General features: G+C 71.2%; 11 protein-coding genes. 1 reads left to right on the top strand and 10 read right to left on the bottom strand.

The genetic code is table 11. The annotated features are described in order from the left end of the window. Positions 1 to 4: 4 nt before the first annotated feature. Positions 5 to 694 (bottom strand): MtrAB system response regulator MtrA, encoded by a 690-nt coding sequence (mtrA, locus tag QQG74_RS05145; protein ID WP_013731734.1) that lies wholly within the window; start codon positions 692 to 694, stop codon positions 5 to 7. 360 nt (positions 695 to 1,054) lie between these two features. Here mtrA and QQG74_RS05140 point away from each other — a divergent pair, with 360 nt between their 5' ends. Then, positions 1,055 to 1,261, top strand: coding sequence for a hypothetical protein (locus tag QQG74_RS05140; protein WP_341719139.1), 207 nt, complete (start codon positions 1,055 to 1,057; stop codon positions 1,259 to 1,261). 70 nt (positions 1,262 to 1,331) lie between these two features. On the opposite strand, the gene ahcY is transcribed toward QQG74_RS05140, so the two are convergent. From ahcY to QQG74_RS05095, 9 genes are all read right to left on the bottom strand, one after another. Continuing rightward, the gene (gene ahcY / locus QQG74_RS05135) at positions 1,332 to 2,831 is read right to left on the bottom strand and encodes an adenosylhomocysteinase (RefSeq protein WP_341719138.1); all 1,500 of its coding nucleotides are present in this window, start codon (positions 2,829 to 2,831) and stop codon (positions 1,332 to 1,334) included. Positions 2,832 to 3,130: 299 nt separating this feature from the next. After that, on the bottom strand, positions 3,131 to 4,297 hold the full coding sequence (gene manA / locus QQG74_RS05130; protein ID WP_341719137.1) for a mannose-6-phosphate isomerase, class I: 1,167 nt from the start codon (positions 4,295 to 4,297) through the stop codon (positions 3,131 to 3,133). Between the two features lie 14 nt (positions 4,298 to 4,311). Next, complete coding sequence (locus QQG74_RS05125) at positions 4,312 to 5,250, bottom strand: cation diffusion facilitator family transporter (RefSeq protein ID WP_341719136.1); 939 nt, start codon at positions 5,248 to 5,250, stop codon at positions 4,312 to 4,314. Next, positions 5,247 to 6,443 (bottom strand): SIS domain-containing protein, encoded by a 1,197-nt coding sequence (locus tag QQG74_RS05120; protein WP_341719135.1) that lies wholly within the window; start codon positions 6,441 to 6,443, stop codon positions 5,247 to 5,249. Before QQG74_RS05120 ends, QQG74_RS05125 begins: the two co-directional genes overlap by 4 nt. Then, entirely contained in the window at positions 6,440 to 6,622 is a 183-nt protein-coding gene (locus QQG74_RS05115; RefSeq protein WP_341719134.1) for a Trm112 family protein, read from the bottom strand. The genes QQG74_RS05120 and QQG74_RS05115 overlap by 4 nt, the downstream gene beginning before the upstream one ends. A 62-nt stretch (positions 6,623 to 6,684) precedes the next feature. Further along, entirely contained in the window at positions 6,685 to 8,064 is a 1,380-nt protein-coding gene (locus tag QQG74_RS05110; protein WP_341719133.1) for a phosphomannomutase/phosphoglucomutase, read from the bottom strand. Between the two features lie 69 nt (positions 8,065 to 8,133). Next, positions 8,134 to 9,294, bottom strand: a complete 1,161-nt coding sequence (locus tag QQG74_RS05105; protein ID WP_341719132.1) for a hypothetical protein — start codon at positions 9,292 to 9,294, stop codon at positions 8,134 to 8,136. 261 nt (positions 9,295 to 9,555) lie between these two features. Then, a complete protein-coding gene (locus QQG74_RS05100; RefSeq protein WP_341719131.1) occupies positions 9,556 to 10,203 on the bottom strand; it encodes an NAD(P)H-dependent oxidoreductase in 648 nt (215 codons plus the stop codon). A 258-nt stretch (positions 10,204 to 10,461) separates the two neighbouring features. After that, positions 10,462 to 13,497, bottom strand: a complete 3,036-nt coding sequence (locus QQG74_RS05095) for a toxin glutamine deamidase domain-containing protein (protein WP_341719130.1) — start codon at positions 13,495 to 13,497, stop codon at positions 10,462 to 10,464. Positions 13,498 to 13,504 lie beyond the last annotated feature (7 nt).

The raw sequence follows: 13,504 nt of genomic DNA, 5'->3' as shown, positions 1-13,504 counted from the left end.
AAGGCTATCCGGTACCCGCCTTGTAGCCCACGCCCCGCACGGTGAGGATGATTTCCGGCCGCTCCGGATCTGGCTCGATCTTGGCGCGCAGCCGCTGCACGTGCACGTTCACCAGCCGGGTGTCCGCCGCGTGCCGGTATCCCCAGACCTGCTCCAGCAGCACCTCCCGGGTGAAGACCTGACGCGGCTTGCGAGCCAGCGCGACCAGCAGGTCGAACTCAAGCGGAGTCAGCTTCACCTCCTCGCCGTTGCGGCTGACGGTGTGCGCCGGCACGTCGATGGCGATCTGGTTGCCGGGCGGGCCGATGGTGAGCAACTCCGGCGCCGCGTCCTCGCCCCGCCGCAGCCGGGCCCGCATCCGGGCCACCAACTCCTTGGGCTTGAACGGCTTCACCACGTAGTCGTCGGCCCCCGACTCCAGGCCCAGCACGACGTCGACCGTGTCGCTCTTGGCGGTCAGCATGACGATCGGCACCCCAGACTCGGCCCGGATCGCCCGCGCCACGTCGATGCCGCTCATCCCGGGCAGCATGAGATCGAGGAGGACGATGTCGGGCCGGTTGTCGCGGAACGCGGCCAGGGCCCGTTCCCCGTCCGCCACGAAGGACGGCATGAAACCTTCGCTGCGCAGCACGATGCCGAGCATCTCGGCGAGCGCGGGGTCGTCGTCGACCACCAGTACCCGGGCTCTCATGGGGTTTATGTTTCCATCCCGTCAAGTTCGGTGGGTTCGGCGGCACCGGCACGCTACCGGCGCCACGGGCACTGCGCCCCGGCACCGGTCTGGTGACACCGCCGCGCGAGCCCGCCCACCGGGCGGGACTGCACCCGGTCGGATCGCGCGTGTCACCATGATTCCTGGCCGCGCCGTCGCGCGCCACCGCTCCGCCGCCAGGAGTACGCGTGCCCGCAGCAGGCCGGATCTGATTTCTCTGGGCGGCCCAGCCGATCGGCGTCGGCTGCGGCAAGCACGCCTGTTCGACGATGCGCTCTGGGACGCAGAATTGCGGCGACGGTGCCGGCGGCCGGCGCCGAGACACCCGAGGAGGCTGTGATGAGGGGTTTCGGACCGTGGCTGGCCGTACTTGCAGTGGTGGTGCTGCTCAGCGCGCTGCGGCTACGCACCCTGGCAGCGCTGGTCTCCGTCACCTGGCTGGTCTGGTGCGTCTGGACCTGGATCCGCCCACCCCGCCCCCACCATCCCCCGACCCCACCATCCCCCCGACCCGCCCCGTTGATCATGAGGTTGACGGCAGCTTGAAGATCGAAGACTGCCGCCAACCTCATGATCAACCGTGAAAATGGGGGTGGGGGTGGGGGTGGGGGTGGGGTTAGTAGCGGTAGTGGTCTGGCTTGAAGGGGCCTTCTACGGGGATGCCGAGGTAGGCGGCCTGCTCCTTGGTCAGCGTGGAGAGCTTGGCGCCGAGCGCCTCCAGGTGCAGCCGGGCGACCTTCTCGTCCAGGTGCTTGGGGAGCACGTACACGCCGATCGGATACTCGGCGGTCTTGGTGTACAGCTCGATCTGGGCGATCGTCTGGTTGGCGAACGAGTTGGACATCACGAAGCTCGGGTGGCCGGTGGCGTTGCCCAGGTTCAGCAGGCGGCCCTCGGAGAGCACGATGATGGCGTGGCCGTCGTCGAACTTCCAGAGGTCGACCTGCGGCTTGATGTTCTCCCGGGTGACGTCCGAGCGCTTGGCCAGGCCGGCCATGTCGATCTCGTTGTCGAAGTGACCGATGTTGCCGACGATCGCCTGGTGCTTCATCCGGGCCATGTGCTCGTTGGTGATCACGTCGAAGCAACCGGTCGCGGTGATGAAGATGTCGGCGATCTCGACCACGTCGTCAAGCGTGGCGACCTGGTAACCGTCCATTGCCGCCTGCAACGCGCAGATCGGGTCCACCTCGGTCACCACGACCCGGGCGCCCTGGCCGCGCAGCGACTCGGCGCAGCCCTTGCCCACGTCGCCGTAGCCGAGCACGACCGCCATCTTGCCGCCGATCAGCACGTCGGTGGCCCGGTTGATGCCGTCGATGAGCGAGTGACGGCAGCCGTACTTGTTGTCGAACTTGCTCTTGGTCACCGAGTCGTTGACGTTGATCGCCGGGAAGAGCAGGGTGCCGGCGCGGTGCATCTCGTAGAGACGGTGCACACCGGTGGTGGTCTCCTCGGTGACGCCCCTGATGTTGGCGGCGATCCGGGTCCAGCGCTGGTTGTCGCTGGCCAGCGAGCGGTGCAGCAGGCCGAGCACGACCGCGAACTCCTCCGATTCGGCGGACTCGACCGGCGGCACGGAGCCGGCCTTCTCGAACTCGGCACCCTTGTGGACGAGCAGGGTGGCGTCGCCGCCGTCATCGAGGATCATGTTGGGGCCCTGTCCGTCGGGCCAGTCGAGCACCTGCTCGGTGCACCACCAGTACTCCTCCAGGGTCTCGCCCTTCCAGGCGTAGACCGGCACGCCGGACGGGGCATCAGGGGTACCGTCCGGGCCGACGACGATCGCGGCAGCGGCGTGGTCCTGGGTGGAGAAGATGTTGCAGGAGGCCCAGCGGACCTGCGCGCCGAGCGAGACGAGGGTCTCGATCAGCACGGCGGTCTGGATGGTCATGTGCAGCGAGCCGGTGATCCGCGCACCCGCAAGGGGCTGCGCGTCGGCGAACTCACGGCGGATCGCCATCAGTCCGGGCATCTCGTGCTCGGCAAGCCGGATTTCCTTGCGCCCGAACTCGGCGAGCGACAGATCCGCCACCTTGTAGTCGCCCTCGGCGAGGGTGCGCGGCCGGGCCTCGGACGACGTGCCGCTGGCGGACGCCGGGAGGGTGCTGGTCATAAATGCTCCTGTCGGACGACGATGCTGCGCAGCCATCCACCTTACGCGCGCCACCCATGAGCGCGCGGGGCAAGTTGCGCGCAGCGCACGGGGCGGCCGGTAATGGACGTGTGCCGTCCATCGCCGTCCGCCCCGCGCATCCCCCCGGTTTGGTTCCCCCGCGCGTTCCCGGACGATTCGTCGCGACAACGCTGCGCACTTGTAGAGTCACACAGAGCAAGAACTGAGTCAAGCTATTCCGGGAAAGTCGGACATGTCGGCGAGTCACGGCGGGTTGGCCTTCCGGAAATCCGAAGACCTCAGCTCAGGCCGGTCGTGGCGACGTACGCCGTGCCGGCACCCGCCACCACCAACGGCCCGACGTCGGCCGCGCCGACCGCGGCCCGCCCCGTGGTGAGCGTCACCGACCCGGCAGCGTCGGCCACGGTGACCCCGCCGGACGTGCAGAGCACCACCCGGGGCCCCGGCATCGTCAGCGTCACCTCGGGCCGGTCGGCCGCCACCGTCACCCGATACAGCGCGAAGTCCGGCACCGGCACCGGCCACGTCACCACCCCGTCGGTCACCGGCCGGGGCGACACCACCGGCTGGTCGAGCTGATCGAAGCGCAGCACCCGGAGCAGTTCGGGCACGTCCACGTGTTTCGGGGTCAGACCGCCGCGCAACACGTTGTCGCTGGCCGCCATCACCTCGACGCCGGTACCCCGCAGGTACGCGTGCAGGTTCCCGGCCGGCATCCAGATCGCCTCGCCGGGGGCCAACCGGACCCGGTTGAGCAGCAACGCGACGAGCACCCCCGGGTCGGCTGGATACGCCTCGGCCAGCAACGCCACCAACTTCGCGTCCGGCCCGGCGACCGCCGCCGCCCGTACCGCCGCGACCAGCCCGGCACGCTCCGCCACCGGCCAGGTCAGCAGCAGGCGTACGGCTTCGGCAAGCCCCGCCGGCCCGGCACCAAGCGCGTCGAGCACCGGCCGCAGCTCCGGTACGCCCAGCCCGGCGAGCACCGCCGCCGAGCTGGCCGGATCCCGGAACCCGCAGAGCGCCTCCATCGGCCCGAGCGCCACAAGCAGTTCCGGCTTGTGGAACGGGTCGACGTAGTTGCGGCGGCCCCCGGTGGCACGGGCCTGATCCGCCGCGTACCCGGCCCGGGCCTGCTCGGCGTCCGGATGGGCTTGCAGGCTCAACGGGGCCTCCGCAGCCAGCACCTTGAGCAGGAACGGCAACCGGGGACCGAACCGGTCGAGCACCGGTCGGCCGAGCCAGCCGTCCGGGTCGGCCGCGATCGCCTCGGTCAACGCGATCCGCGCCCCGTCGCGGTCGACCTCGGCCGGCGCGCCCGGATGCGCGCCCAGCCAGAGTTCGGCCTCCGGTCCGTCGCTCGGCACCGGGCGGCCCTGCAACTCGGCGATCGCCGAACGGGACCCCCAGGCGTAGTCCTTGATCGGCCCGTACAGCGGTTCCACGGTCAGCTCTCCCGTCAGCCGGACGCCTCCGTCGGCCCGGCTTCGGCATGGTAGATGTCCGGCTCCAGATAGATCACGCGGGCGACCGGCACGGCGGCCCGGATCCGGGCCTCGACCGCGTCGATGCCCCGGGCCACGTCCTCGGCGCTCTCGAAGCGCGGCACCGCGATCTTCGCGGCCACCATCAACTCCTCCGGGCCAAGGTAGAGCGTCTTCATGTGGATGATCCGCTCGACCTCGGGGCCGGCGATGACCGCCCGCTCGATGGCCGCCACATCCACCGGCTCGGCTCCCTCGCCGAGCAGCAGGCTCTTCGTCTCCACCGCGAGCACGATCGCGATCGTCACCAGCAGCAGACCGATCATCGCGGTGCCCGCCGCGTCCCACCGACCGTTGCCGGTGGCCAGGGTCATCCCCACTCCGAACAACGCGAAGACCAGACCAACCAGGGCGCCGAAGTCCTCCAGCAGCACCACCGGCAGCTCCGGGGCCTTGGACCGACGGATGAACCGGTTCCAGGTCTCCCGGCCCCGGACCAGGTTGGACTCCTTGATCGCGGTACGGAAGGAGAAGGACTCCAGCACGATCGCCACCAGCAGCACAGTCACCGGCACCCACTGCCAGCTGGTGATCCCGTGCGGCTCGGACCACTTGTGCCACGCCTCGTAGAGCGCGAAGAGCCCGCCCAGGGTGAACAGCACGATCGCCACGATGAACGCGTAGACGTACCGTTCCCGGCCGTAGCCGAAGGGGTGCTGCGCAGTGGCCGCCCGCTTGGCCCGCCTGCCGCCGAGCAGCAGGGCCTGGTTGCCCGTGTCGGCGACCGAGTGGATCGACTCGGCAAGCATCGACGACGAACTCGTCAACAGGTACGCGACGAACTTCGTCACGGCGATGCCGAGGTTGGCCAGCAACGCGGCGACGATCGCCTTCGTGCCGCCCTGGCTGCTCACTGGTTGGACAGCTCCTTCATCTCCGTGATCGCCGGCACCGCCATCGGATCCAGGCCGTGCGCCAACGCCAGGTAGATCGACGCGAAGTCCGGTACCGCCACCAGCGAGGCCAGCCGTTCCAACGCCGAACCGCCCTCGGCGGTCACCACGTCGCACCGTACGCCACGCCGCTCGGCGAGCGTCTGCACCGCATCGGCCCGGCGCTCCTCGACCGCGAGGGGCTCGTCGGCGTCGTCCTCGGCATTGAGGCCGCCGTCGCGCAGCAGCACCAGCCGCAGCCGGGTCTCCTCGCCCGAGGATTCGTCCGGGTCGGCGAAGATGTCCCGCTCCCCTTCGGCGAGACCACCGAAGACGCCGTCCAGCAGACCGACCCGTCCCCGACCGGCCTCACCGAGTGCCCCGGTGACCACCGGATACCGGGCGTTTGCCGACAGGGTGTCGCCGAAGCGGCGGGCGGCGACCGAGGCCAGCGGCGACGAACCCCACACGATCGGGATCGACCCGGCCAGGCCCAACGCGAGAGACTTCGCCGGATTGACGAACGACTCGGCGGTCGGGCGGCAGCGGTCGGCGTCGGCGTCCAGCCGGGCCGCCGTCTCCGCGAGGTCCGCCTCGTTCACCTTCACCAGCCCCAGCGCCCGGGCGGCCAGCAGAACCGGCACCGTCAGCCCCCAGAGGCTGGCCCGGGCCGGGGCCCGCCGGGGCACCGGGATGAACGGGGCACGGGCCCGCTCGGCCACCGACTGCAATTGCGAATCCGGCGGGGCCACCGCGACCAGCCGGGCACCCCGCCGGTGGGCGGCCTCGGCGGCGCCGAGCGCCTCGGGGCTGCGGCCGGAGGCGCTCACCGCGATCACCACGTCGGCCGCGCCGACCCAGCCGGGCACGCCCGCGCTGCGGTGCGCGATGACCGGCACCGGGCAGCGCGGCCCGGCGACGGTGGCGAGCACGTCACCGGTACGCCCGGCGGTGCCGATGCCGGCGATGACGACCGCCCGGGGGCGTCCGTCGTCGGCGAGTACGGCGAGGTTCGCCTCGGCAGCCAGCGCCGCCGACTCGCGGACCTGGGCACCGGCCGAGGCGGTGTGCCGCAACATGCCACCCGGGTCCCGCTCGGCCAACGCCTGCGGGTCGTCGAGCAGCCGGTCGTCGGCGTGGCGGTGGCCGCTGACGCCGGCCGTCCCGTCGATCACGACGACTCCGCGCGACCGCGCGCCTCGTCCAGCAGCAGCACCGGCACGTCGTCCCGGACCTCGAAGATCCGGCCACACTCGGTGCAGGTGAGCGTCTGGGCCTGCGCGTCGTAGTTCAGCGGCGCATGGTGTGTGTCCGGGCAGGCGAGGATTTCCAGCAACTGCGGGTCGAGGGCCACTGCGCGGCTCCTTCCACGTATGCGGATTGACCGATCGACGGTGCCGATCGGCGCGAGCGATCTTATCGGCGAACCCGGTCGAGCACCTCGTCCCGAAGCGACGTCATCCGCTCGATGGTGGGTGCCTCGACGTTGAGCCGCAACAGCGGCTCGGTGTTCGATGCGCGCAGGTTGAACCACGCGCCGTCGGGGAAGCGCAAAGTGAGCCCGTCCAGCTCGTCGACCTCGGCGTCCGGGTACGCGGCCCGCACCTCGGCCAGCTTGGCCACCTGGTCCGCCACGGTCGAGTTGATCTCTCCCGAGGCGGCGTACCGCTCGTACTCGGCGGCCAGGGTGGACAGCGGCAACGACTGCTCGCCCAGCGCCGCCAGGGTGTGCATCGCGGCCAGCATGCCGGTGTCGGCGAACCAGAAGTCCCGGAAGTAGTAGTGCGCGGAGTGCTCACCACCGAAAATCGCGTTGGTACGCGCCATCTCCGCCTTGATGAACGAGTGGCCCACCCGGGCCACCACCGGCTGACCACCGTGTTCCCGGATGATCTCCGGCACCGCGTTCGACGTGATCAGGTTGTGGATGACCGTCGAGCCGGGGTGTTTCGCCAGCTCACGGGTCGCCACCAGGGCGGTGATCGCCGACGGCGAGACCGGTTCACCGCGCTCGTCGACCACGAAGCAGCGGTCGGCGTCGCCGTCGAACGCCAGCCCGATGTCGGCGCCGTGCGCGACCACCGCGCGTTGCAGGTCAACCAGGTTGGCCGGGTCCAACGGATTCGCCTCGTGGTTGGGGAACGTGCCGTCCAACTCGAAGTACAGCGGCACGATCCGCAGCGGCAGGGCCGGCAGCACGGCGTCACCGAGCACGCTGGGCACGGTGTGCCCACCCATGCCGTTGCCCGCGTCGACCACCACCGTCAGCGGCCGGATGCCGGTGAGGTCCACAAGCGTGCGCAGGTGTGCCGCGTAGTCGGCGAGCAGGTCCCGCCGCTGCGCCGGCGCGTTCGGTTCACCGAGCGGCTCGTCCTTGTCCAGCAGGGCCTGTGCCCGGTCGCGGACCTCGGCCAGGCCACTGTCCTGGCCGACCGGGCGGGCACCCGCGTGGCACATCTTGATGCCGTTGTACTGCGCCGGGTTGTGGCTGGCGGTGAACATCGCGCCGGGCAGCCCGAGCGCACCGGAGGCGTAGTAGACCATGTCGGTCGAGGCGAGCCCGATCTCGATCACCGGGCGGCCCTCGGCACGGACGCCGGCCGCGAAGGCCGCCGCCAGGCCCGGCCCGGACGCCCGCATGTCGTGCCCGATCAGCACCGCCGCACCCGGCTCACCGGCACCGTCGAGCATCTGGGCGAAGGCGCTGCCAAGCGCGCCGGCCACCCGCTCATCCCACTGGTCCGGCACCGTCCCACGGACGTCGTACGCCTTCACGATCTGGGACAGATCAGACACCAGTTCCACTCCTCGGCCGCAGGACGCCAACGAAGCTGAGCGTATCGGAGGGGGCGCTCCCGCCCCGGCTCAGCCGGGGAGGTCGCGTACAGGATTCGGATCCTCGTCCGCGCCGCCGGTCGCCGATGGGTCCGGCGGTCCGGCGGGGTCCGGCGGTCCGGCCGGCGCATCCGGCCGCGCGGGTGGCCCGGCGGGCGCTTCCGGTGGCATCGCCGGAGTGCGCTCGCCGGAGTCGGCCGGCCGCGCCCCGTACACGCTGCCCGGCTGGCGGGGCGCGGACGGAGCGCCGTAGACGCGGGGCGTGCCGGGCCGGCTCGACCCGTACACCTGGCCGGGTGGCGGTGGTGGCACGACGCCGGACCCTCGGGGCACCGGCGGACCGGTACCCGGACCCGGCAGGACCGGCGCGGCGCCCGCGCCCTGCCCGGACCGGTAGGTGGTGCCGCCCGGGTTACGCGGCAATGGAACCTCGGGCAGCTCGTGGCGCTGCCGCCGGTCCTTGCGGGCACGGTGGATCAGTAGCCCGATGAGCAGCGCGCCGGCCGCGACCATGGCGATGCCGAAGTACATCACCGGTGAGCCGCCCGAGGACTCGCCGGCCGTCTGCGCCAGGTCGCCCGGGCCGTCCGCGGCGAGCGCCACCGTCGGCACCACCTCAGCCGGCGTCTCCTCCACGGGATCCTCGTCCGGCGTCGGCGACGGGGTGGGTGACGGCGAGGGCGAGGGCGCGACCCGTCCACCGACCACCCGGGAGGCCACCGCGGCCCGGCCCAGCACGGCACCCCCGGCGGTGACCGCCTCACCGGTCACGATCAACCGGCCGTCGGGTGCGTCCGACCCGAAGGCCACCCGGTACCGCATCGACGCGCGCTTGCCCCGGCAGAGCTCGTCGCGGCCCGGGGCGATCGCGGCGGTGGTGAGCAATCCGTCGTCACCGGAGACGCTCACCGGCACCCAGCGACCCTGCACGTTGGCCTGCACAGCGATCTGGTCGGCCCGTACGCCGGGCAGGCTCAGCCCAAGCGCGCTGCGCACCCGGACGCACCCTTCGGTGCGCTTGCGTACCTCGACCGACACCCCCTCAGCGGAGCGGCCAGCGGTGAACTTGCCGGCGGCCCGGACCCGCACCTGGTCCTCGTCGGCATGCGCGGGCACGCCGCCGAGCAGCACAAGGCCCCCCAGCAGTACGCAGACCGTCGCGAGCCGCGCCGCGTGCCGACGTACCGACATGATCAACCACCGTTCCTCCCCCGGGCGGGGAATCGCGGTCAGGCTACTACCGGGGGCTGACCTGGGGTGGCCGTCGAGCATCCCGGCTGTGTGCCGCGCCACCCTCTGCCCGCCGGTGATCGTCCGGCTGCTCGGCCGACTGGCAGAGGTCGGGTCGGGCCCGAGGCCGAGACGAGCCCTAGGCCGAGACGAGCCCTAGGCCGAGACGAGCCCTAGGCCGAGACGAACCTAGGCCGAGACGAGCCCTAGGCCGAGACGAACCTAGGCCGAGACGGGCAGCGCGCCGAGGGCACGCCCGGCCTCCCGGGCGGCGTGCAGGGCTTCGACATGCATCTGCGCGGCCTGGTCAGCGAAGGAGTCGAGCGCGGGGTTGACGCCGACGAGGGTGAACTCACGTTCCACCACGGTCAGATCGGCACCCCAGCAGTCGGCGATGATCCGACGCAGGTACGGCGTGGAGTGGTCCCACCCCTCGCGCGGAGTGCCGGTCCCGTAGGCGCCGCCGCGGGCCGTGGCGAGCACGACCGGCTTGCCGGCGAGGAAGTTCTTGCCGGTCGCGCGCGGGTCGGCGAGAACCAGGTCCACGTACATCTTGAAGTGCGCGGAGACGCCGTAGTTGTAGAGCGGCACGGCGAACAGAATCGCGTCGGCGGCGACCAGTTCGTCCATCAGCGTCGCGGCCAGGGCAAGGCCCGCACGCTGCTCGGCGGTACGCTCCTCGGCCGGAGTCATCCCGCCGGCCACCGCTGCCGCCCACCGGTCCGGTGGCAGTACGTCGACCCCGATGTGACGACGCTCGACCACGTCGCCGGGGTGCCTGTCGAGCCACTCCGCCTCGACGATGTCGGCAATCTCGCGACTCGCCGAGCCGTGGGTGCGGATGCTGGCATCCAGCCGGAACAAGGTCATTACTACTCCCGACATCGATAGCTTCAATCTTGAAGTCGAGCATAGAGCAGCAGCTTCAATCTTGAACCTTGATTGAGACGGGCGTCACTTCACGGCTGAAACAGAATGTGGCACCCGGAGAGGACCCCCGCTGCCCGGCTTCGTGCGCTTGCCGCACCGCGGTGGCCGCGAGATACCCGAGCCGTCGCCGAGGACCGTCAGCCCACCCGGCTTCGCGGTCGCCGCGCTCGGCCCTCTCGGGCGGCCGGCCTCCGCGACCTACTCGGGGCCGCCGAGCAGGTGCACTCGATTGAGGTACGGCTCCCCGTAGCCGTGATGCTCCTTGGCTGATGGATAACCCGGCAGGTCCGGTCGTCGGCTGTACAAGCCCCGCTGCAACCCGGTCAGCGGCATCGGCCGGGCGGTGCCGTCGAGCACCAACACGTCCGCATCGAGCGCATTGAAGGGGTACGCGGCACCATGATGCCGATACAGCGGACGGTCACTGACCAACCCGATCTGCGGGTCGACGTAGAGCACGGTGCCGTTCTGGTTCAGCGCCACCCAGATGTGCGAACCGCCCCGCTCCAGATGGTTCACGACGAAGGCGAAGCTGCCGTGGCCACCAAGCAGAAGCTGGTCGTGCAGGTTGCGGTAGCCCGCGTCCAGTGCTTGCTGCCGGCCGGCGTCCGTGGTGGCGGTACCGTCGCAGAGCCGCTGGAAACGCCCGCCCGTGACGTCCTCGACCCGGGCGGTGCCGTCCTGCTCACCGTTGAGCGGCCGGGTGACGTCGCCGGACTGGTACGCATCGAAGGTGCGCGGCGCCGAAACCCGTGGACGGCCGTGCACCCAGGTGTCGAAGAGCGAGAGCGTGCAGTCCAGACAGTTGATGCCTCGGGTCGGGTCGGCCTGCGGCCCACCGTCGTTGACCAGCCCGAACCAGTCGCCCACCCGGGGATCTGCGGTACGCAGCACGTTGCCGGCCCGGTCCCGGGGCATCTGCCGCTCCACGTCCAACTGGTGCAGGGCAAGCGGTGGGCGCAGCCCACCAGGCTGGCCGTACCGGCGGGACCGGTCGATCGGCGGCGGATGATCGTCACCGGAAAGTGCCGAGCGGTCGCTGGTCTCGATCGCTCCCGCAGCAAGATCACCTACGTCGTCGTTGATCCGGCGAAAGTCCTCCGGCCGGTCGACCGCCACCATCTCCGGCACAACGGAACCGGCCAGCACCTCGTCCGCCAGATCCAGACACTCACCGTACGCACGAGTCTCCTCGTTCGCCGCACGTTGCCAGTCATCTGAGAGTTGCCGCTGGCCCGAGCGGTGAAGTTGGCGGGCGTAGGCGGCGTATTCAGCCGCCCTACGGTAGTGCTCTGCCGCGTTACCCCTCAGCCGCGCCGCGTCACGCGAGCGGCGCGTGTCCTCATAACGTGCCCGCTGCGACTCGTAGTGGCCCTGGTAGCGGCGTCGTTCAAGGGATTCCCGCTCGGCGGTCCAATTACCGTCGTGGCGATCCGGCGGCCGGAACGGCGAGGTCGGAGCGGGGGCGCTTTCCGGGCGGTGCACAGCATGAGAGGTCGGGGCGAGCGCTTCGACCAATGCCGACCGTGGCGGAGCAGGGGGCGGTTCCGGTCGCGGTGATGAGACCACGGACGGGATGCCCTCTGTTGGTCTTGCTGGCGGCGGGTACACCGTCGGTTGGGCCGCCGCTGGCCCGCCCACGATAGATGGCCCGCCGGTACCGGTCGCCGTCCCACCCATCGTGCCCGTGCCGGTCATATCCACGGCGGTGACGACACCCGGCCCCGGTGTGAGCGACGGCGGGGCAACCGTGGAGAGCGTCGGGCCCGGCGGATTGACCGGGCCGCCCGTCGGGACCGTCGTCGACTGACTCACGGCGGAAGGTGCGCTGGTTGCCTCGCCCGGGCGTGGCACCTCAATCGTCGGAACGTCGCGGATCGGCTGGTCCGGCTCCGGCCGCTGGCCCGCCTCGGTCTGACGGTCCGGTGTCCGGCCCGGGTCGTGGCCGGCGGGCTGCGTCGCCTGCGCAGCTTGCGGCGACTCAGCGGAAGGCACCGGGACGACGCTGCCCTCCTGAGCCGGCGAGGGCCCGGCGGGCAGCGGGGAAGCAGCGGACGGCCCGGCGGACAGCGGCTCGACCGGGCTCCGCTGGGTAGGGATCGACACTTCTCCCGTCGAACCCTGCCCAGCGGCATACGCCGGTGCTGCGGAGTCGAGCAATAGCTCGGGAGAAGCTGGACCGGGCAGTATCAGCGGTGGAAGGGACGGATCGGACAGGGCGCTGAGCTGGCCGTTGAGCCGAGCTTGCAGGGCGTGATCGGTCTGGGCGGTGGCCGAACCACGGGCACCAGACGCTGCCGCCCGCACGGCGTCTTCCAGGGATGTCAGTCCCTGCCCGGTGGCGAGGCTCGCCGCCTGGTCGGCGATCACCTCGCCGGTCATCTCCCGGCCGACATGCTCCGCCATCCGGGCTGCCCGGCCGGTGGCGTGCCGGCCGAGGCCGGCCAGCGGCGCCGCAGCACCGCCGGCCAGGCCGCCGATCGCGTTGGTTCCCAGGTCGGTGACGTCGACACCCTGTCGGCGACCCGTCGAGTTCTGGTACGCCTGGGTGGCCAGGTTCACTCCCGCTTCCTCGGCCGCCTCCTCCAGCCCTTCCCGGGCGGCGCGGCGCGTCAGGCCCTTCGCCCCACCCTTGGTCACCTGCTTCGCTGCCCGTTCCCCGGCCTCCTTGAGGCCCTGTTTGAGGGTCTTACGGGCCAGTTGGGCCAGCAGCCGCCGAAAAATCTGCTGCACCAGGAACCGGGTCGCGGCAATCGCCCCGGCGGCGGCAGGTGAGGCGGCCCCGGCGGTGAGCACCGCCGCCACTGCCAGCGCCAGCAGTTCGATCACCAGAATGCCCAGCTCGATCCAGACTTCGAGCTTGGCGCCTTCGATGTCGCAGCCGCACTCCTCCACCACCCGGCCCAGGTCCTGGCTGACGGCGAGCAGTACCGGCAGTGGCGCCTCCTCGCCATCGGCCACCCGCTGCCACGCGATGTCGAACGCGGCTGCCACCGCCCCGACCGCGCCGTACCCCTGGCGAACCTCGGTGGCAGCGATGTTCGCGTCCGTCTGCGGGCCGGCGAGGACCCCGGCGACCGCGTACCACTGGTCGGCCAGATCCCAGACGGCGCGTTCGTCGCCCTCCGGCCATTCCACGCCGATCACCCAGTCGAGCGCCTCGTAGATCCAGCCGGGCAGGTCCCAGGGCGAGTAGTCCAAAGGGTGCGGGATCGGGCTCGGCAGCACCGTCATCGACGTC

It is taken from the genome of Micromonospora sp. FIMYZ51 (assembly GCF_038246755.1).
Classification (GTDB): domain Bacteria; phylum Actinomycetota; class Actinomycetes; order Mycobacteriales; family Micromonosporaceae; genus Micromonospora.
The sequence above is the reverse complement of the archived record's forward strand: the minus strand, read 5'-3'. Positions and strand labels throughout refer to the sequence as shown.

What these genes read in the sequence shown, in the direction of transcription:
- mtrA (WP_013731734.1), bottom strand. Translation starts at nt 694, where the DNA reads ATGAGAGCCCGGGTACTGGTGGTCGACGACGACCCCGCGCTCGCCGAG.
- QQG74_RS05140 (WP_341719139.1), top strand. Translation starts at nt 1,055, where the DNA reads ATGAGGGGTTTCGGACCGTGGCTGGCCGTACTTGCAGTGGTGGTGCTG.
- ahcY (WP_341719138.1), bottom strand. Translation starts at nt 2,831, where the DNA reads ATGACCAGCACCCTCCCGGCGTCCGCCAGCGGCACGTCGTCCGAGGCC.
- QQG74_RS05105 (WP_341719132.1), bottom strand. Translation starts at nt 9,294, where the DNA reads ATGTCGGTACGTCGGCACGCGGCGCGGCTCGCGACGGTCTGCGTACTG.
- QQG74_RS05100 (WP_341719131.1), bottom strand. Translation starts at nt 10,203, where the DNA reads ATGACCTTGTTCCGGCTGGATGCCAGCATCCGCACCCACGGCTCGGCG.
- QQG74_RS05095 (WP_341719130.1), bottom strand. Translation starts at nt 13,497, where the DNA reads ATGACGGTGCTGCCGAGCCCGATCCCGCACCCTTTGGACTACTCGCCC.